We start from the raw sequence: 18,645 nt of genomic DNA on the forward strand, positions 1-18,645 counted from the left end.
GGACGGCGGTCAGAGGGTCGCGGCCAGGCGCGTTGCCTGATCGATCGCGCGCTTTGCGTCCAGTTCTGCGGCTACGTCGGCGCCGCCGATGAGGCGCACATCCATGCCACGCGCCTGCAGGGTGTCGTGCAGGGCGCGATTGGGCTCCTGACCTGCGCAGACGATCACGTTGTCCACCGGGAGCACTTGCGGCTTGCCCTCGACGACCACGTGCAGCCCGTCGTCGTCGATGCGCTCATAGGTCACGCCACCGACCATCTGTACGCGCTTGTTCTTCAGCGTGGCGCGATGCACCCAGCCGGACGTCTTGTTCAACCGCGCTCCCGGTCGCCCCTCGGTCCGTTGCAACAGCCAGACCTGGCGCGTCGGCTTCTCGGGATGGGCCGGCATCAGTCCACCGGGTTTCGTCATCGCCATGTCCACGCCCCACTCGCGCGTCCAGCGCGCAACATCGGTGGTGGGCGAGGGCACCGCTTCGGTGAGGAACTCGGCGACGTCGAAGCCGATGCCGCCCGCGCCGATGATGGCGACCTTTTCGCCGACCGGCGCGTCGCCTTGCAGTACGTCGAGATAGCTGAGCACCTTCGGATGATCGGCGCCCGGGATCGCGAGCGGGCGCGGCAGCACGCCCGTGGCAAGAATGACGGTATCGAAGCCGCCTTCCGCGAGCGTGTCCGCCGAGACTTCGGTACCGAGCCGACGCTCGACGCCCGTGGCATCGAGGCGGTGATCGAAGTAGCGCAGCGTCTCGTGGAATTCTTCCTTGCCCGGAATGCGCTTGGCCATGTTGAACTGCCCACCGATACGGGAGGCGCGATCGAAGAGGGTGACCGCGTGGCCGCGCTCGGCGAGCGTCGTCGCTGCGGCCAGCCCCGCCGGACCGGCGCCGACCACGGCAACGCGCCGTGATGTCGCTGCCGGCGCGATCGTCAGCTCGGTTTCGTGGCAGGCACGAGGATTCACGAGGCACGACGCACGCCGGTTCATGAACACATGATCGAGACACGCCTGGTTGCAGGCGATGCAGGTGTTGATCGCCTCCGGCGTCGCTGCGCGTGCCTTGTTCACCCACTCCGGATCGGCCAGAAGCGGACGCGCCATCGAGACCATGTCCGCATCGCCCTGGGCCAGCACGCGTTCGGCGACGTCGGGCATGTTGATGCGATTGGTGGTGACGAGCGGGATCGACACCTCGCCCTTCATCCGCCGCGTGACCCAGGTGAACGCCGCGCGCGGCACGCTGGTGACGATGGTGGGCACACGGGCTTCGTGCCAGCCGATGCCGGTATTGATGATCGTCGCCCCGGCGGCCTCGATGGCCTTGCCGAGCGTGACGATGTCGGTCCACGACTGCGCTTCGTCCACGAGGTCGAGCATCGAGAGCCGGTAGATGATGATGAAGTCCTTGCCGACGGCCTCGCGCATGCGCCGCACGATCTCGATGGGAAAGCGCATGCGGTTCTCCGCCGATCCGCCCCAGCGGTCGGTGCGGCGGTTGGTGCGGGCCGTGAGGAACTGGTTGATCAGATAGCCTTCCGAACCCATGACCTCGACGCCGTCGTAGCCGGCATCGCGTGCGCGCCTGGCGCTGTCGACGAAGGCATCGATGGTGCGTTCCACGCCGCGCGCGGACAGCGCCCGCGGCGTGAAGGGCGTGATCGGCGACTTCACCGCCGAGGGTGCGACCGACAGCGGGTGATAGCCATAGCGGCCGGCATGCAGGATCTGCATGCAGATCTTGCCGCCCTCGGCGTGCACCGCGCGGGTGACCTTGCGGTGGCGGGGTACGTGCCAGGGCATCGACATCCGGCCGGACATCGGTTTCAGCCAGCCGCGGATATTGGGCGCCACGCCGCCGGTGACGATCAGGCCGACACCGCCACGCGCGCGCTCGGCGTAGAAGGCGGCGAGCTTGTCGAAGTCGGCGGCCTTGTCTTCGAGGCCGACGTGCATCGAGCCCATCAGCACGCGATTGCGCAGGGTGGTGAAGCCCAGGTCGAGCGGGGCGAGCAGGTGCGGGTAGGGCACGGAGGCCTCCGGTTCAAACGACCGTTCGAATGATCGTCGCAAGCGGCGCGCACGGCAAGGGGCACCGCCATGCCCTGACCCTGCCGGATCTCACGCCTTCCACCTTGCGACCGACGCGAAGCGCCGCACCCGCGTTACGGCGTGTATCGGCGCCGTTACAGCGCAGAAGCGGCCCATCTCGCATCGGTCGCGTAAACCCGCAGTATTTCGCGGCTCGCCGCAAGTCTCGGGCAAGGCACGCAAATTGCTCTCAGGTTAGAACCCGGTGGGTTTGGCAGGACGCGCCGGTCATCAAGAAAAAACAGGGGTTCCGCGTCGCATTCACAGGAGAATCTCCCATGCGCAAGACTCTTATCGCCACGGCGATCTGCCTCGGTATCGGATTGGCCCTTCCGGCCATGGCTGACGACACCCAGACCGGTGGTTCGGGCCCGAGCGCCCAGCGCCGTTCGATGGCCATCCAGTACTCCGACAGCTCGACCTATACCGACAGCTCGACCCACACCAACACCAACACGACCTCGGGATCGTTCAACACGACCAATGCCGTCTCGTACACGACGCTCAACGGAAGCGTCAGCAACGTGGGCGTAAGCGGCATCGGCAACGTCGCACGCAACCTCGGCAATGCCAACGGCGGACGCGGAGGATCGGGCGGCGATGGCTACGGCGCCACCGGATACGGCGGCGATGGTGGAAGCGGCGGCGATGGCGGTAACGCACGGGCGCGTGGCGCGGTCGGTGGCGACGGATCGTCGTCCAGCGGCGACGCGGGCGCGATGACCGCCGCCATGGGCGGTCGCGCTTCCGGCAACGGCGGGGATGCCAGCGGCGACGGCGGCAACGCTCGCTCGCGCGGCGCAGGCGGCGGCGCCCCGACGGGCGGCTCGACGGCGAGCACCGGCGGCGCCAGTGCCAGCACGGGCGGCGCGGGCACCTCGGGCGACGGCACCAGCACGGCCACCGGTGGTACCGGAACGGGCGGCGCGGGCGGTGAAGCCATGGCGGCCGGCGGCGCCGGTGGCGCGGGCGGTGCGGGCGCGTCCGGCACGGGCGGTTCGGGCTCGGGCGCGGATGGCGGTGCCGGTGGCGCGGGCGGAACGGCGTATGCCGACGCGGGCTCTTTCAGCATGGCCAACAACATGGGCAGCGCGGGCGCCGCGGCGGCCGGTATCTCCAACTTCGCGCAGAACAGTGGCGCGGCGTCGTTGATCCAGCAGGGCGTGAACGTCCAGGCCAACCTGAGCGTGGGTTCGGCTCCGTAAGGCAGTCACGGCAAGGAGACCACGGAGCGCGAGCGCTCCGTGGTCGTCCCGACGCAGTGCTGGACACCTTGAGGAGAACCCCATGCGGCAGATTCGCGCACATCGAATGCAGGTGGCGGTCGCGCTGCTCGCCATCGTCGGCAGCGTCGGCGTGGCCTGTGCCACGCCAGCCGGAAACGAACCACCTCCGCCGTCCTTCGGCCAGGCCACGAGCAGTGAGCGGCTGGAAGGCATGACCGGTGGCACCAACACCACCAACAACATCAACCAGCAGACGCTCAACGGCACCATGAGCAACACCGAAGCCAGCGACACCGTCAGCGGCGGCAACGTCGTCTCGGGCACGGCATTCGGCAACGCCGCCGGACTGCCCACGGTGATCCAGAACTCCGGCAACAACGTACTGATCCAGAACTCGACCATCGTCACCGTGCGGATGAACCCGTGAAGGTCGCCTGCGCCCTCGCTCTCGCCTTGCTGCTGGCAATGCCTGCCGCTTCGGCGATGAAGGCGGAGGTGCAGACGAGTCCGGGTACGTCCTATCCGGTGCGGATGACCAGCCTGAAGGAAGCCCGCTTCCGCAATACCATCCGGCAGAAATATGACTTCAGTTGCGGCTCCGCGGCCGTGGCGACGCTGCTCACCTACCAGTACGGTTATCCGGTGGACGAGCAGTCTGCCTTCGACGTCATGTTCTCGCACGGCGACCAGGCGAAGATCGGCAAGGAAGGTTTCTCGCTGCTCGACATCAAGCGCTTCCTCGCCGCGCAGGGCTTCGACGCCGACGGCTTCGAGGTACCGCTGGAACGACTCGACGACGAAGGCATTCCCGCCATCGTGCTGATCAACGAGCGGGGCTATCACCACTTCGTGGTGGTGAAGGGGTACAAGAACGGCCGCGTGCTGGTGGGCGATCCCGCCCGTGGAACGCGTTCCATGTCGAAGCGACGCTTCGACGACATGTGGACCAATCACGTCGTGTTCGTCATTCACAACCGGCGCGATCGCGCCATCTTCAACAGTCCTCGCGATTGGGCCGTGGCTCCCGCGGCGCCCATCGGGGAAGGCATCGAGCGGAACGGACTTGCGCCGATCGTCATGCCCAAGCGCGGACCGGGGGATATATGAAAACCCTAATCCTCATGATCGCCGCCCTGAGCGGAGGGCTATGCGCTGCGGCGACGGCGGCGGACTTCCCCGCCGAGCGCGCGATCGCCGATGCGCGGCTGGACCGCATACGCGGCGGCTTCGACTTTGGCGACAACCTGCGCGCTTCGTTCGCCCTGCAGCGCACCGTGCTGATCAATGGCATGGAAACGATGCGCACCACGATCAACGTGCCCGACATCGCCAACATCACACGCGAACAGGCGACCGCCTTGCAGGACGCATTGCGCACCACCGTCGTCACCAACGGAGCAGGCCTCGTGGCCGGTGCCGTTCCGGTCACTCCGGGTAGCGCGCCGCTGCCGACCAACGCGCCGAACACTGCGCCAGCGGTCGCGGCGCAGGCACCCACGTTCACCGCCACGCTGCCCGCGTCGACGTCGCCGGGGCTCATCGTGCAGAACTCGCTCGACAATCAGGCCATCTCGGCCACTACCACCATCGACACCTCGGTCAACACGGCGCACATGCTGGAAAGCATGCGTGTCGCCGAGTCGGTGCATGACGCGGTGATCCAGTTCAGGGGGAACTAACGCATGGTTCGCAATGGCAGGGTGATCCAGGCAAGAACATGTGCTGGCGCATTGGCGCTGGTCGCGCTTCCCTTATGGTCCGGCACATGTTTAGCGCAGTCGGCGGCGGCCACCGATCCGGTACTGCGCGAGAAGATCGATGCGCAGGGCCGTCGTATCGACGAGATGCGCAGCCGCATGGCCGAGCAGTTGGCCCAGCTCGAACAGATGAAGCGCGAGCTCGCCGTGCAGGAACGGCAATACAACGACCTACGCCAGGCGGTCGGGATCGGCGCGCTGGAGCAGGCGCGCGGTGGCTCGGCGGCACTCGCCGATCCACGTGCGCAGGCGGACCCGGCGCAGGAAACGCCATCGGCGCCGCCACCGGGCGCGCCATCGCCTGGGGCGGCTGCACCCGTGGTCGCTACCCAGCCCGTGGGGCGTCGGCCCGAACAGGACGAGCGTCCGCCGGAAGTCGCACCCATCTTCGACCAGCCCGGCGTCCTCACACCGCGCGGCCGCCTCATCGTCGAACCGTCGTACCAGTACGGCTATTCCTCCAGCGACCGCGTTGCCCTTGTGGGCTACACAGTCATCCCCGCGATCCTCATCGGCCTGGTGGACGTCCGCCAGGTGAAGACCACCACGCAGACGGGCGCGGTGGCGTTCCGTTATGGATTGACCAATCGCATGGAAGTGGAGGTGCGTATTCCGTACGTGGATACGCATACCGACACGATCAGCCGCGAAATCTTCACGGGCACCGCGCAGGATCGGTTGTTCACGACGAGCGGCAAGGGCCTCGGCGATATCGAAGCGACCTTGCGCTACCAGATCAACGACGGCGGTGCGGACAAGCCGTATTACATCGGGTGGTTTCGCGCCAAGTCGCGCACGGGTCGCGATCCCTTCGAAGTCACCAGCGACTGCGTGACGCGTTGCGTCGAGAACCTCACCGGCACGGGCCTGCCGTTGCGCAATCCGACCGGCTCCGGCTTCTATTCCGCACAACTCGGTGTGACCTGGTTGTATCCGTCCGACCCCGTCGTGTTCTTTGGCAACCTCAGCTATCTGCACAACTTTGAACGCAAGAACGTCAGTCGCAACGTGCTTGCTGCGGGCAAGCAGTTCCTCGGCGACATCAAGGCCGGCGATATTGCCGACATCAGCATCGGCATGGGCTTGTCGCTCAACGAGAAGGCGTCGATCAGCATCGGTTACGACCAGGCCTTCGTGGCACGCACGACGCAGAACGGCCATCCGTTGGCTGCATCGGCGCGATCCACACTGGGATCGCTGCTGATCGGTGGTTCGTATCGCTTCAACGACAAGGAAACGTTGAACGTCACGCTAGGCGTCGGCATCACGCGCGATACGCCCGATACGACGGTCACCGTGCGGCTACCCATCACGCTCTGACGCGCTCTGCGCGCTATTTCACGAACGCTTCACCGTATGCGGGCGCTTTCGTTTGAAACGCGCGCGGGTTCCCGTGCACGTAACAAACACGTAAGGGCTCGTTAAGATTTCGCTCGGGGGTACAACACAAATACTTTGCAGGGAGTTTTATCAATGCGCACTCGTCCACATCGTCACGCCAAGGTCGCCACGGGCTTGGCCATTGCTTCTCTTGCCGTCTTTGGTGCCACTGCGCATGCGCAGGACAGCAGCAACAAGAAATCCCAGTCGCCCGCACTGGATAACATCAGCCTGTGGGTGGGTGGTTACTACACCAACAACGACACGACGATCGGCGCGAAGACCGGTGTCCTCAACACCAGCGGCGACGTCAATCTCGAAGACGATCTCGACTTCAAGAAGCACAAGACGGTGCCGCGCGTGCGCCTCGACTTCCTGATCGGCGAGCACCAGGGCTTCACCTTCGATTACTACCAGGTCGATCGCTCGCATTCGAAGTCGCTGTCCGAGCAGATCAACTTCCTCGGCAACCCGATTCAGGCCGACGCCTACGTCAAGGGTGATCTGAAGTTCACCTTCGGCAGCGCGGCGTACAAGTGGTGGTTCGGTACGGGCAACGATGTGTTCGGCGTCGGCCTGGGTGCCGCTTACTACAAGGTCGAAGCCAGCATCTACGGCACGGCCTCGGCAGCAGGGCAGACCGTCTCCGACGGCGCGTCGACCAACACCAACGCCTGGGCGCCGAACCTGCAGTTGGGCTGGCGCCATGCGTTCAACGACCAGTGGCGCATGTACGTCAACGCCTCGGGCGTGAAGAAGAATGGCGGCTCGCTCAACGGCCACATCTGGGACGCTGCTGTCGGCGTCGAGTGGTTCCCGTGGCAGAACGTGGGCTTTGGCGCCGAATACGCCTACACCCGCATCAAGCTCAATCAGGACAAGAGCCGCTACGACCTCAACCTCGACATGAAGCTCCACGGTCCCGCGGCCTACGTGCGTTTTCGTTTCTGATTCCCGCTGTTCCGGGGAAGTCCAGGAGGGCCGCCGCGAGGCGGCCCTTTTTCTTTGGCTGGCTCAGACGCCAGGCGCGAGGGCTGAGCCGAGCGGGGACATCGCCATCAAGCGCCTGCCGCCCGACGGCGCGCTCGACGCGCCCACAGCCAGCCGCCGCCGCAGATGCCTGCCACCAGCAGCACGTCCAGCGTCCACGGCGCCCACGGACGCGCTTCGAACCACGGCGCCACCAGGTGATCGTGAGCGATCATGCGCGCGGCGGTCCAGGCGATCGCGCCCGCACCGATGTAGACGACGACCGGGAAGCGCTCGATGAGCTTCAGGATCAAGGTCGAGCCCCAGACCACCAGCGGCACGCTTATCGCCAGGCCGAGTATCACCAGGCCCATGTGGCCCTTCGCCGCGCCGGCAATGGCCAGCACGTTGTCCAGGCCCATCAGCGCGTCCGCCACGATGATCGTGCGGATGGCCACCCAGAAGTTCGACGCGGGTGCGATGTTGGGATCGTGCTCCTCGTGCTTCAGCAGCTTCCAGGCGATGGGCAGCAACAGCAGGCCGCCCGCGAGCATCAGGCCCGGCAGCTTAAGGAGCCAGATCACGGCGAAGGTGAGCACGACACGTAGCGCGATCGCACCGAACGTTCCCCAGAACACGGCCTTCTTCTGGAGATTCTTCGGCAGGTTGCGCGCGGCGAGCGCGATGACGATGGCGTTGTCGCCCGCCAGGACCAGGTCGAGGAGAACGATGGCGGCGAGGCCGGAAAAGAACTCGGGAGTGAGGAAATCCATGCGGTGAGACCCTTCGCGCGCTGTGTGGACCAATGCGGCGGCGACGGGTACGCGCGCCCGTCGTCACCGCAAAAGTCTCGTTCCCGGCGCAAAGCCACCGCGACGACCGGGATGCGTGGGGCATCCGTACTGACGATCGTGGCGCACGGGGCCAAGGAACGGCCCCGCGGAACTACTCCCCTTCGGGTGGTAGAGCCCGCATTGTCCCCGTTGAGCTGCGCCGCGGCAAGACACCAGAGGGGGGCGCCCGGTTAAAATCGTCGGCTTTCCCAACCCCCTCGCGAGTGAAGTCCATGAGCGCACACGACATCCGTTCCGCCACGCGTCCCGACCCGGACCAGCCGCTGGTGGACATCGCCAACTACGTGGCCGACTACAAGATCGACTCGCAGGAGGCCTACGACACCGCGCGCTACATGCTGCTGGACTCGCTGGCCTGTTCGGCCCTGGCCATGAAGTTTCCGGACTGCGTGAAGCATCTGGGGCCTGTGGTGCCGGGCGCCGTGCTGTCGGGCGGCGTCCGCGTGCCGTTTACCTCGCACGAGCTGGACCCCGTCCAGGCCGCGTTCGCCATCGGTACCCAGATCCGCTACCTCGACTTCAACGACACCTGGCTCGCTGCGGAGTGGGGTCACCCGTCGGACAACCTGGGCGCCATTCTTTCGGTGGCCGACTACCTCTCGCGCAAGGCGGCGAAGGAGGGCGGTGCGCCGCTCACCGTGCGCGACGTGCTTGGCTACGCCATCAAGGCCCACGAGATCCAGGGCTGCTACGCCCTCAAGAACAGCTTCAACCGGGTCGGCCAGGACCACGTGATTCTCGTTCGCCTGGCGTCCACGGCTGTGACCACGGCGATGCTGGGTGGCGGCAAGGACCAGATCACGACCGCGGTCTCGCATAGCTGGATCGACAACGGCGCCCTGCGCACGTACCGCCACGCTCCGAACACTGGTCCGCGCAAGAGCTGGGCGGCCGGCGACGCCTGCCGTCGTGCCGTCACCCACGCCATCAACGCCGTGTACCGCGACGTGGTGGGTTACCCGTCGGCCCTGTCGGCGAAGACCTGGGGCTATTACGACGTCGCCTTCAAGGGCAACGCCTTCGAATTCGAGCGCCCGTTCGGCAGCTACGTGATGGAGAACGTGTTGTTCAAGATCAGCTTCCCGGCCGAATTCCACGCCCAGACGGCAGTGGAATGCGCCATGCAACTGCACGCCCAGGTCGGCTCGCGCATCGACCAGATCGACAAGGTCGTCATCGAGACCCAGGAGGCCGGCGTCCGCATCATCGACAAGACCGGCCCGCTGGCGAACTACGCCGACCGCGACCACTGCATCCAGTACATGGTCGCCGTGCCGCTGATTTTCGGGCGTCTGACGGCTGACGATTACAACGACTCCGTGGCTGCCGATCCGCGCATCGACGCATTGCGCGAGAAAATGACCGTGGTCGAGAACAAGCAATTCACCAAGGATTACTTCGACCCCGAAAAGCGCTACATCGGCAATTCGGTGCAGGTTTTCTTCAAAGACGGCACATCGACCGAAAAGGTCTCGATCGATTTCCCGATCGGGCACCGCAAGCGCCGGGCGGAAGGCATCCCCGTGCTGCTCAAGAAATTCGAGGCTGCGCTGCGTGCGGAGATGCCCGCCGACCACGTGGAAAAGGTCCTGGCGATCACCGCTTCGCCCGAAAAACTGGACGCCATGCCCGTTCACGAGTTCATGACGCTCTTCACGGCTTGATAATGGCCGTGACTCAAGTATGAACGGCGGTATTTAGCATGTGCTCAAATGTTTGATTTTTGCTAAACTGCCGCCGCCCGTTGAAGGGGTATCAAAGCGAGGGACGGCTGAAGTCCCCGGATTCGATAAGAGTTCTACGCGCGATTTCCGTCTGGGGTGGAGCGCGGTCGCGAATACCAATAATGAGGAGACACCGATGAAACGTAAGGGCTTGTTTTTGCTGATCGGCTTGGCCCTGGGCGGCGTGGGTGCCGTTCACGCGCAGGAATCCGCTGACACCGCGGGTAACGGCTATGACGGCCGCTGGTACATCGCCCCGACGGTTGGCGGTTACTACAACGACACCGACCGCAACACCAACAGCCGCCAGGTCTATTACGGCCTCGGCTTCGGTAAGTTCATCTCCAACAACGCGTCGATCGACATCTTTGCCGATCGCACCAAGCGCGATAACGATGGCGTTGGCCACTGGTCGAACAACAGCTACGGCGTTGCCGCCCGCTTCTACGCTGGTGCGTGGGACAGCTGGCGTCCGTACCTGCTCGCCGGTGTGATGGGCTCGTACCACCACAACCCGTCGGACAACGGCTGGTCCCCGGCCGCCGAGCTCGGCGTCGGCGTGTCCAAGACCATCACCGACAGCTCGGACTTCCGCGTTGAAGCCGGCTACCGCTACGACTGGGACGACAAGACCAACGACCGTGAGAACGGCTACGGCGACTGGTTCCTTGGCTTCTCGATCGTCTCGCGCTTCGGCGAGCCGCCGGCTGCTCCGGCTCCGGCCGCTGCTCCGGCCCCGGCTGCTCCGGACTGCTCGACGCTCGACAGCGACGGCGACGGCGTGAACGATTGCGACGACAAGTGCCCGGCCACCCCGGCTGGCACGATCGTCGGCCCGGATGGTTGCCCGCAGAAGGTCGTCATCGACCTGCGCGGCGTCAACTTCAAGTTCGACCGTCCGAAGAAGGGCGAGACGAACATCGGTCCGACCCTGCAGGAGCCGACCAGCGAGTCGCTGGGCGTTCTCGACCAGGCTGTCGACACCCTGCAGCGTTACCCGCAGGTCAAGGTTACGGTTGCCGGTTACACGGATAGCGTCGGTAAGGACGCTTACAACCAGGGCCTGTCCGAGCGTCGCGCCAAGATCGTGTACGACTACCTGACCTCGCACGGCATCTCGGCTGACCGCCTGGAAGGCCCGATCGGTCACGGCGAGAACAACCCGATCGACACGAACGACACGGCCGAAGGCCGCGCTCGTAACCGTCGCACGGAACTGCAGGTTCAGCAGTAATCCAAGCAAGATCGGTAGCAACACAAAGGAGCCCGGCGAAAGCCGGGCTCTTTTTTTTGGTTCCTCCCAGGCTTTCGGGGCGCTGCGTGGATACATCGGTTCGTTCGCCGCAGCGCGACTGCCAATGTCCAGCGGCTGGAGCTACCGCTAGCTCGTGCGGTGAGGCCCGAGCCTTCGGTGTCCCCCCTCGCTGCTTCAGACAGGTCCTCCGCGTTCGAAAAGGAAGGCCGCTGGCGCGGCCCATGTACCTAGTGGCCTTCGGCCGCTCTCTTGTGCGGAACTCGCCTCGAGGGGAGACACCGAAGACTCCCGCGATGACTGGGGTTGCGTGCCGGGAGAGCCGCGGCGCTGCGAGCCCGTTACCGTCGTGCCTGCGAAGGCCGAGGCATCCAGCGACAACAGCAACAGCGAGAAAAAACCTTCCCCTGTCATGCGCGATGAACCTTTTTTGCCGACCAGGGCCGCCGCGCTGTTACCCTTCGGACGCATAGCCGTACGGACGTCCACAGGGGAAATCATGAGAGCTGCGTCAGTCCTTTTACTGATGGTCTCGCTTGTCTGTGCCGGATGCGTCACGCAGCAGGCGACGCCCGCACCGGTACTTACGGGGGACACCGCGCATCCTGCGGCGGCGTCAGGTTGGCTGCGCACCGAGCTGTATTTCGGGCTTAGCGGGGTAGACGGAAAGGGCGGGGTCGATGAGGCCGGCTGGCGTGCGTTTCTCGATCAGGAAGTCACGCCGCGCTTTCCCGCCGGGCTGACGGTCCTCGACGCCTATGGTCAATGGCAGGGTAGTGGGCAACCCGTGCCTGAGCGGCTTCGATCGAAGCTCGTCGTGCTGTTGCATCCGGACACGCCCGCCCAGCGACAGGCGATAGACGCCATCCGCGCGGCTTGGAAGGCGAAGACGGGCGATCAGTCCGTGCTGCGGGTGAGCCAGCCGGCCGAGGTGTCGTTCTGATGGCCGCCGACACTGCTCCGCGTCGACGTTTCGGCGGTGGCGACCTCAACGGGCTGCTTGGCCTGGTTGTGGACAACCTATCTCTGCTGGCCTTCATGGCCACCGCCCTTGTGGGCATCTTCGGCATGCCGGCGGATATCGTTTTCCGGCGCATGTTTCCCGGCACCGCGCTCGGCGTGCTGCTCGGCAATCTGGCGTACACGTGGATGGCCCGCCGTCTTGCGGCGCGCACGGGGCGAGAAGACGTCACCGCCATGCCGCTCGGTATCGATGCGCCAACGAGTATCGGCATGGCGCTGCTGGTGCTCGGGCCGGCGTTCGTCGGTTATCGCCAAGCAGGGCTTGACGACCTCGCGGCCGGCGAAGCCACCTGGCGGCTCGGCATGGCATCGCTGGTGGTGATGGGCCTGCTGAAATTCGTGCTCTCATTCTTCGGCGCCTGGGTACAGCGCTCCGTGCCGCGGGCGGGCTTGCTGGGTTCCATCGCTGGCATCGCGCTCGTGCTCATGGGATTTCTGCCCTTGGTCGAAATCATGCGCGTGCCGGTTGTCGGCTTCGCCGGGCTCGGCGTCGTGCTGTACGGTCTGGTCGCAAAGCGTCGCTTGCCGTTCGGCATGCCCGGCGTGCTGGGTGCGTTTCTGGTGGGCGTCGCGTTGTACTACGGACTTGGCCCTCTAGGCCTTCTTGGTACGGGATACCACGCGCCTGCGGCATGGCAATGGCGGCTCGGTTTCCCCTGGCCCACGCTCGGCTTCGTGCAGGGTTTGCCGGCGACGGTGCCGTATCTGCCGTTGATTCTCCCATTCGGCCTGTTGATGGTCGTCGGCGGCATCAACGTCACGGAAAGCGCTCGCGCCGCTGGCGACGACTACCGCACACGCGACATCCTTTTGGTCGAAGCCCTGGCAACGCTGGTCGCGGGTATCTGCGGCGGCGTGGCGCAGACCACGCCGTACATCGGTCAGCCCGCTTACAAGGCCATGGGCGCGCGCACCGGTTATACGCTGGCGACGGGGTTGATCATCGGCCTTGGCGGGGTGTTCGGCTATCTGTCGAACCTCGTGGAATTGCTGCCGGTGGCCGTGCTGGCGCCTATCCTGGTCTTCGTTTCCATCGGTATTACCACGCAGGCATTCGAGGCGACACCGCTGCGTTATGCGGGCGCCGTCGTCTTCAGCTTCTTTCCTGCCATCGCGCGTATGCTGGCGATCAAGCTGGGTGACCCGTCGATCGTCGATCCGGCCCACTTCGCCGCCCTGTATGCCGATACCAGCCACGGCATCGCACCGCTGGCCGTCATCGTGATCCTCGGCAACGGCTTCATCATCACCTCGATGGTCTGGGCCAGCTTCGTGGTGGCGATGATCGACGGCCACGTGCGCAAAGCGGCAGGTATCGTCGCTCTCGGCGCCGTGCTCACGGCCTTCGGTCTTATCCATTCCGTAGAACCGATCGGCTCGGTGTATCTGCCGTGGCAGCTCGCGCCAGCAGCGCAGGCGCTGGTGTGGCCGTTCGTCGCCGCCTATGGGGCGCTGGCGGTTGTGCTGTTGCTGCTTTCCCTGTCTCGCTCCCGCACGGCTTGAATTGCCCACCCGGGGCAGCCACCCTTGGGGCTTGAGCCCCAAGGAATTCCCATGTCTCTTTCCGACCTTACCTCGCTGCCGGGCGTGACTGCCACGCCGGATGCCGTGACCCATGGCTTCGTTTTCAACCACACGATGATCCGCGTGCGCGACCTGGAGCGCTCGCTGGATTTCTACACGCGCGTGCTCGGGTTCACCCCGGTGTATCGGCATGTCTTCGACGAAGCCGCCTTCACCATCGTGTATCTGGTGCTTCTGGGTGACCGCACGCAGATTCCCGATGACGACGAAGCACGTCGCGAGTGGGTGCTGCGCCAGCCGGGCGTGCTCGAACTCACGCATAACCATGGCACCGAGAACGATCCGGACTTCGCGTACCACAATGGCAATAGCGAGCCGCGCGGCTTCGGCCACCTTTGCGTGAGCGTGCCCGACGTGCAGGAGGCATGCGCCCGTTTCGAAGCCCTGGGCGTCACCTTCCAGAAGCGCCTCAGCGACGGTCGCATGCGCCACATCGCCTTCATCCGCGATCCGGACGAGTACTGGATCGAGATACTCCAGCCCACGCCGCTGGCTGGGTGACCTTACGCCGATGCCGACGAATCTGCCCCCGGTCACTCGTAACCTGCTCATCGCCAACGTGCTGGTGTTCGCGCTGCAGTTCCTCCTGCGCGATCAGGACACGTTGGCGCTCACGCGCTGGTTTGCGTTGTGGCCCTATGGTCATGACATGGCGGTGGATCTCGGTGGCGGTGACATCGCCGGCATCGGCTTTCGGCCATGGCAACTCATTACCTACGGTTTCATGCATGGCAGCGTGATGCACATCGTGCTGAACATGTATGCGTTGTACATGTTCGGCGGTTTGATCGAGCGTGTGATGGGCACGCGGCGCTTCGTCATCTACTACTTCGTCTGCCTTGTCGCGGCAGCCGTGGCGCAACTGGCGGTGGTCTACCTGTTCGAGCCCGAGCGCATGTATCCGACCGTGGGTGCGTCGGGTGCCGTGTTCGGTTTGCTCGGTGCGTTCGCGATGTTGTTCCCTCGCGAGAAGCTGATGCTCATCCCGATTCCGATCGGCATCCCGGCATGGCTGTTCGTCACGCTTTACGGCGCGGCGGAACTGATCTTCGGCGTGACTGGCACGCTCTCCGGCGTGGCGCACTTCGCCCACCTGGGCGGTCTCGTCGCGGGGCTGGCGCTGCTGCTGGCGTGGGGCGTCAGGTCGCCGCCACGCCGATGGTCCTAGCGCCGGGCGACCGGCGCTGGAACGTTCCTCCGCTCAACGCAGCGCGAGGAAGTCCGGGCTGACCACGAAGCGCACCGCATCCAGGCGCAGACGCGCATCGGGAATGGCCGCAAGCAGGGCATCCCGTTCGGCGGCGACGGCGTCGAGTTCGTCGTCGCTGATCGACGGATTCACCGCATGCAACGCGACGAGGCGAGCATATTCCGCGTCGAGTTCGCGCCGTGCCGTTTCCGTCGCTTCGGCCTTCAGCCCTTCCGCACGTGCTTCCGCCAGATCCTGAGCACGTTCCAGCATCGGCGGTACGAGCTTGGAAAGGAACTTGCGATAGCGCGGCACTTCGATGTTGCGGTCCGCGGCACGGCGGAGCGCGACGTCACTCGGACGGAACGACGCGCGCTCGCTCAGCTTGGTGTCCACGGTGAGCATGAGTGGCGTTGCGGGCAGGAACCGTCCCGCGTCCAGTGTGCGATCGGCCACCACTTCCAGCACGAACACGGTCTGCAGCAGGGCGGTACGGACGGGCAGGGCGTCGTCGACGAGGAAGGCGGCATTGCCGTCTTCGCCCGACACCAGCAGATCGACCGCGGCCGCGACCATCGGGTGATCGAGTCGAAGCAGGGGAAGATCTTCGCGTGCCAGCGCGATATCGCGCGAGAACGTGACCGAAAGCGGACCCTCGGCGAACCCAGGCAGGCCATCGGTCGAGAGGTATTGCGGATCGAGCAGTACGATGCCGCGCGCCAGTTCCTCGGCATGCACGCCATAGGTTTCGAACAGGCGCTGGATGAAGGCATCACGCGACGCGTCTTCGTCTTCTGCGGCAAAGCTGCCGGCGAGATCGCCCGCATGGGGGTCGCGACTCGCGGCCAGTTCGAGCAGATGATCGCGGCCCGCGTGGATCAGCGCAGAGAGTTCCTCGTGCGCACCGCGCGTCTCGGCGATGAGCGCATCCAGCTCCTGGTCGCGCTCATCGTCTTCGCGTGCGTGCTCGTCGGCAAGGCTTGCCAGCAGGCTGCCGAAGCGGCGAAGCAGTTCGCGTCCATCCGCGGGGCTGGCGCGGAACGCGTCCAGACCCTCGTCGTACCAGCGGGCGAGCACATGCTGTGCGCTCTGCACCACGACCGGCACGTGAATCACGATGTCCTGCTTCTGGCCAATGCGATCGAGACGGCCGATACGCTGTTCCAGTAGATCCGGGTCGAGCGGGAGATCCCACATCACCAAGCGATGGGCGAACTGGAAGTTGCGTCCTTCCGAGCCGATCTCCGAGCACAGCAGCAAGCGCGCGCCGTCGGGCTGGGCGAAGAACGCGGCGTTGCGATCGCGTTGGACGATGCCCAGCCCCTCGTGGAAGCGCGCCACGCCGACACCGCTCTTCGTACGCAGCGCGTCTTCGATCGCCATGACCTTCGCCTGGCTGCGGCAGATCAGCAGGAACTTGTCCGCAGGGTGCGCATCGAGCAGGGCGATCAGCGCGGTGAGACGCGGGTCGTTGGTGTAGTCGAATTCGAGCGGCGCGGGCGGCTGTTGGATGTCCGAACGGAATTCCGCCAACAGCGCATCGCGCCGGCCCGGATCGAGCGTGTTCGGATCGATGGCGATGAAATCAGGCGTGCGCCGGGGGAAACCGCCGATACCGGCGCGGCGGTTGCGGAACATGGCGCGTCCGGTGCCGTGGCGATCGATCAGCGCGGCAAGCAGTTCGGCGCTGGCATCGTCGCGGGACAGCAGGCCAGCGAGTTCGCGGTCGCCCTGAAAACGCTCGCGAAGCAGGTCGCGCTGCGCGTCATTAAGCGACGCCCCGTCGGCGAGCGTGCTCGCCACGTCCGACAAGGCCGCATAGCCTTCCGCTTCGGCGAGGTAAGCGTCGAGGTTGGCGTAGCGCTGGGGGTCCAGCAGACGCAGGCGCGCAAAATGCCCCGCACGGCCGAGCTGTTCCGGCGTAGCGGTGAGCAGGATGACGCCGGGCGTGGCCGACGCCAGCTCCTCGACCAACCGATAGCGCGGGCTCGCCGCTTCCGGGGTCCATTCGAGGTGGTGTGCTTCGTCGACGACCACCAGGTCCCAGCCGGCATCGACCAGTTGCGCCGCGCGGCGCGGCGACGATTCGAGGAAGGCGAAGTCGGCGATGACCAGTTGCTCGTCTTCGAACGGGTTGCGTCCATCGCTTTCCTGCTCGATGGCTTCGCAGCGCTCTTCGTCGAAGATGGAGAACGACAGGTTGAAGCGGCGCAGCAGTTCCACAAACCACTGGTAGACCAGGGTTTCCGGCAGCAGCACCAGTACGCGGCCGGCGCGGCCGGTGGCGAGCTGGCGGGCGAGGATCATGCCGGCTTCGATCGTCTTGCCCAGGCCCACCTCGTCGGCGAGCAGCACACGCGGCGGGCGTCGCGCCGCGGCGATGCCGGCCACGCGGAGCTGGTGCGGCACGAGACCAATACGGGCGGATTCCAGGCCCCACGCCGCGGAGCGACGGGCATCGGCACGCCGACGCAAGGCCTCGAAGCGCAGGTCGAAGCGGTCGTTGGGATCGGTACGGCCGCCGATCAGGCGATCGTCAGCCTGGGACAGCGCCTGTTCGTCGTCCAGTTGGCCTTCTTCCAGCTCCCGGCCTTCGCCGCGATAGACCAGCAGGCCCTCGCGTTCCTCGATACGTTCCACGAGAAAGGCGATGCCCTTGCCGGATACGCGCTGTCCGGCGCGGAACTCGGCACGGATCAGGGGGGCACTGTCGGCGGCGTAGGGGCGCAGCACGCCGGATTTGGCGAACAGTACCTGCACGCTGCGCCCTTCGACGCGAAGAATGGTGCCGAGACCGAGTTCGGGCTCAGCGGTGGAGATCCAGCGTTGACCGGGTTGGAACATGCGTTGGGGAGCCGATACATCTTGGGGGCGCCAATTATCCGCTCCCGAGGGCTCCCGTGCCTACCGTCTACGTTTCCGCCCAGCGCCGCAGCAGGTTGTGGTAGACCCCAGTCAGTTGCAGGATCGAGGCCTGATCGGCGCCGCTGGCGGAGAGTGCCTGGATGGCGCTATCCATTTCCAGAAGCAGGCGCCGCGCGCCGTCGTCGCGCACCATGCTCTGCACCCAGAAGAAGGACGCGACACGTGCCCCCCGCGTGACGGGGGCCACGCGGTGCAGGCTCGACGACGGATACACGATGGCATCGCCGGCGGGCAGCTTCACCTCGTGCTCGCCGTAGGTGTCGCACACGATCAGCTCGCCGCCGTCGTATTCCTCGGGCTCGCTGAGGAAGACCGTGCAGGAAATGTCGCTGCGCACGTGCTCGCCGTCACGCCCGGTCGCCATGACCGCGCCGTCGACGTGGAAGCCGTATTCGCCACCGCCCTCGTAGCGATTGAAGCGCGGCGACAACGTACGCAGCGGCAGCACCGCAGCGTGGTAAAGCGGGTGGCGGCCGAGCGCGGCCACCACCATATCGCCCAGCTCGCGCCGCAGCGGCGACGCGTCCGGAAGCTGCAGGTTGCGCTTCACCTTGGCCCCCTGCGGACCGACGGTTTCCCTGCCGTCGGTCCATGCCACGCCGTCCATGGCTTGGCGCATGCCGGCGACCTGGCTCTTGCTCAGGACTTCCGGGATGTGCATCAGCATGAAGAAC

At 65.7% G+C, this 18,645-nt stretch carries 16 protein-coding genes; 12 read left to right on the forward strand and 4 right to left on the reverse strand.

Going from position 1 to position 18,645, the window contains the following annotated elements; translation table 11 throughout:
- Positions 1 to 9 precede the first annotated feature (9 nt).
- A complete protein-coding gene (locus IM816_RS04095) occupies positions 10 to 2,028 on the reverse strand; it encodes an NADPH-dependent 2,4-dienoyl-CoA reductase (protein WP_250339878.1) in 2,019 nt (672 codons plus the stop codon).
- A gap of 338 nt (positions 2,029 to 2,366) precedes the next feature.
- Here IM816_RS04095 and IM816_RS04100 point away from each other — a divergent pair, with 338 nt between their 5' ends.
- The 6 genes from IM816_RS04100 (at position 2,367) to IM816_RS04125 (ending at position 7,402) form a co-directional block, all read left to right on the forward strand.
- Complete coding sequence (locus tag IM816_RS04100; RefSeq protein WP_250339879.1) at positions 2,367 to 3,293, forward strand: hypothetical protein; 927 nt, start codon at positions 2,367 to 2,369, stop codon at positions 3,291 to 3,293.
- 82 nt (positions 3,294 to 3,375) lie between these two features.
- Entirely contained in the window at positions 3,376 to 3,741 is a 366-nt protein-coding gene (locus IM816_RS04105; protein WP_250339880.1) for a hypothetical protein, read from the forward strand.
- Positions 3,738 to 4,421 (forward strand): C39 family peptidase, encoded by a 684-nt coding sequence (locus IM816_RS04110; RefSeq protein ID WP_250339881.1) that lies wholly within the window; start codon positions 3,738 to 3,740, stop codon positions 4,419 to 4,421. The genes IM816_RS04105 and IM816_RS04110 overlap by 4 nt, the downstream gene beginning before the upstream one ends.
- Positions 4,418 to 4,993 (forward strand): hypothetical protein, encoded by a 576-nt coding sequence (locus tag IM816_RS04115; RefSeq protein ID WP_250339882.1) that lies wholly within the window; start codon positions 4,418 to 4,420, stop codon positions 4,991 to 4,993. Before IM816_RS04110 ends, IM816_RS04115 begins: the two co-directional genes overlap by 4 nt.
- Positions 4,994 to 4,996: 3 nt before the next feature.
- Positions 4,997 to 6,391: an acetate kinase gene (locus tag IM816_RS04120; RefSeq protein WP_250339883.1), complete on the forward strand. Its 1,395-nt coding sequence runs from the start codon at positions 4,997 to 4,999 to the stop codon at positions 6,389 to 6,391.
- 153 nt (positions 6,392 to 6,544) lie between these two features.
- A complete protein-coding gene (locus tag IM816_RS04125) occupies positions 6,545 to 7,402 on the forward strand; it encodes an outer membrane protein (protein ID WP_250339884.1) in 858 nt (285 codons plus the stop codon).
- Positions 7,403 to 7,509: 107 nt separating this feature from the next.
- Here the strand turns inward: IM816_RS04125 and IM816_RS04130 are convergent, their stop codons facing one another.
- Positions 7,510 to 8,193, reverse strand: coding sequence for a TerC family protein (locus IM816_RS04130; RefSeq protein WP_250339885.1), 684 nt, complete (start codon positions 8,191 to 8,193; stop codon positions 7,510 to 7,512).
- A 293-nt stretch (positions 8,194 to 8,486) separates the two neighbouring features.
- On the opposite strand from IM816_RS04130, the gene IM816_RS04135 reads away from it, so the two are divergent.
- The 6 genes from IM816_RS04135 (at position 8,487) to IM816_RS04160 (ending at position 15,025) form a co-directional block, all read left to right on the forward strand.
- Positions 8,487 to 9,938 carry a bifunctional 2-methylcitrate dehydratase/aconitate hydratase gene (locus IM816_RS04135; protein ID WP_250339886.1) on the forward strand — a complete coding sequence of 484 codons (1,452 nt, stop codon included), beginning with the start codon at positions 8,487 to 8,489 and terminating at the stop codon, positions 9,936 to 9,938.
- Between the two features lie 196 nt (positions 9,939 to 10,134).
- Positions 10,135 to 11,232 carry an OmpA family protein gene (locus tag IM816_RS04140; protein ID WP_072322817.1) on the forward strand — a complete coding sequence of 366 codons (1,098 nt, stop codon included), beginning with the start codon at positions 10,135 to 10,137 and terminating at the stop codon, positions 11,230 to 11,232.
- A gap of 517 nt (positions 11,233 to 11,749) precedes the next feature.
- Positions 11,750 to 12,193: a DUF3574 domain-containing protein gene (locus IM816_RS04145; protein WP_345779960.1), complete on the forward strand. Its 444-nt coding sequence runs from the start codon at positions 11,750 to 11,752 to the stop codon at positions 12,191 to 12,193.
- Positions 12,193 to 13,776, forward strand: coding sequence for a hypothetical protein (locus tag IM816_RS04150; protein ID WP_250339887.1), 1,584 nt, complete (start codon positions 12,193 to 12,195; stop codon positions 13,774 to 13,776). The genes IM816_RS04145 and IM816_RS04150 overlap by 1 nt, the downstream gene beginning before the upstream one ends.
- Positions 13,777 to 13,827: 51 nt before the next feature.
- On the forward strand, positions 13,828 to 14,358 hold the full coding sequence (gloA, locus tag IM816_RS04155; RefSeq protein WP_072322820.1) for a lactoylglutathione lyase: 531 nt from the start codon (positions 13,828 to 13,830) through the stop codon (positions 14,356 to 14,358).
- Between the two features lie 10 nt (positions 14,359 to 14,368).
- Positions 14,369 to 15,025: a rhomboid family intramembrane serine protease gene (locus IM816_RS04160; protein WP_250339888.1), complete on the forward strand. Its 657-nt coding sequence runs from the start codon at positions 14,369 to 14,371 to the stop codon at positions 15,023 to 15,025.
- A 33-nt stretch (positions 15,026 to 15,058) separates the two neighbouring features.
- On the opposite strand, the gene rapA is transcribed toward IM816_RS04160, so the two are convergent.
- Together rapA and IM816_RS04170 are read right to left on the reverse strand one after the other, a co-directional pair.
- Positions 15,059 to 17,890, reverse strand: coding sequence for an RNA polymerase-associated protein RapA (rapA, locus tag IM816_RS04165; protein WP_250339889.1), 2,832 nt, complete (start codon positions 17,888 to 17,890; stop codon positions 15,059 to 15,061).
- A gap of 67 nt (positions 17,891 to 17,957) precedes the next feature.
- Entirely contained in the window at positions 17,958 to 18,638 is a 681-nt protein-coding gene (locus IM816_RS04170) for a Fe2+-dependent dioxygenase (protein WP_250339890.1), read from the reverse strand.
- Positions 18,639 to 18,645: the final 7 nt, after the last annotated feature.

This window comes from Luteibacter flocculans, from assembly GCF_023612255.1.
GTDB lineage: Bacteria > Pseudomonadota > Gammaproteobacteria > Xanthomonadales > Rhodanobacteraceae > Luteibacter > Luteibacter flocculans.

What these genes read in the sequence shown, in the direction of transcription:
- IM816_RS04170 (WP_250339890.1), bottom strand. Translation starts at nt 18,638, where the DNA reads ATGCTGATGCACATCCCGGAAGTCCTGAGCAAGAGCCAGGTCGCCGGC.
- rapA (WP_250339889.1), bottom strand. Translation starts at nt 17,890, where the DNA reads ATGTTCCAACCCGGTCAACGCTGGATCTCCACCGCTGAGCCCGAACTC.
- IM816_RS04140 (WP_072322817.1), top strand. Translation starts at nt 10,135, where the DNA reads ATGAAACGTAAGGGCTTGTTTTTGCTGATCGGCTTGGCCCTGGGCGGC.
- IM816_RS04160 (WP_250339888.1), top strand. Translation starts at nt 14,369, where the DNA reads ATGCCGACGAATCTGCCCCCGGTCACTCGTAACCTGCTCATCGCCAAC.
- IM816_RS04145 (WP_345779960.1), top strand. Translation starts at nt 11,750, where the DNA reads ATGAGAGCTGCGTCAGTCCTTTTACTGATGGTCTCGCTTGTCTGTGCC.
- IM816_RS04135 (WP_250339886.1), top strand. Translation starts at nt 8,487, where the DNA reads ATGAGCGCACACGACATCCGTTCCGCCACGCGTCCCGACCCGGACCAG.
- IM816_RS04120 (WP_250339883.1), top strand. Translation starts at nt 4,997, where the DNA reads ATGGTTCGCAATGGCAGGGTGATCCAGGCAAGAACATGTGCTGGCGCA.
- IM816_RS04105 (WP_250339880.1), top strand. Translation starts at nt 3,376, where the DNA reads ATGCGGCAGATTCGCGCACATCGAATGCAGGTGGCGGTCGCGCTGCTC.
- IM816_RS04115 (WP_250339882.1), top strand. Translation starts at nt 4,418, where the DNA reads ATGAAAACCCTAATCCTCATGATCGCCGCCCTGAGCGGAGGGCTATGC.
- IM816_RS04150 (WP_250339887.1), top strand. Translation starts at nt 12,193, where the DNA reads ATGGCCGCCGACACTGCTCCGCGTCGACGTTTCGGCGGTGGCGACCTC.
- IM816_RS04100 (WP_250339879.1), top strand. Translation starts at nt 2,367, where the DNA reads ATGCGCAAGACTCTTATCGCCACGGCGATCTGCCTCGGTATCGGATTG.
- gloA (WP_072322820.1), top strand. Translation starts at nt 13,828, where the DNA reads ATGTCTCTTTCCGACCTTACCTCGCTGCCGGGCGTGACTGCCACGCCG.
- IM816_RS04125 (WP_250339884.1), top strand. Translation starts at nt 6,545, where the DNA reads ATGCGCACTCGTCCACATCGTCACGCCAAGGTCGCCACGGGCTTGGCC.
- IM816_RS04130 (WP_250339885.1), bottom strand. Translation starts at nt 8,193, where the DNA reads ATGGATTTCCTCACTCCCGAGTTCTTTTCCGGCCTCGCCGCCATCGTT.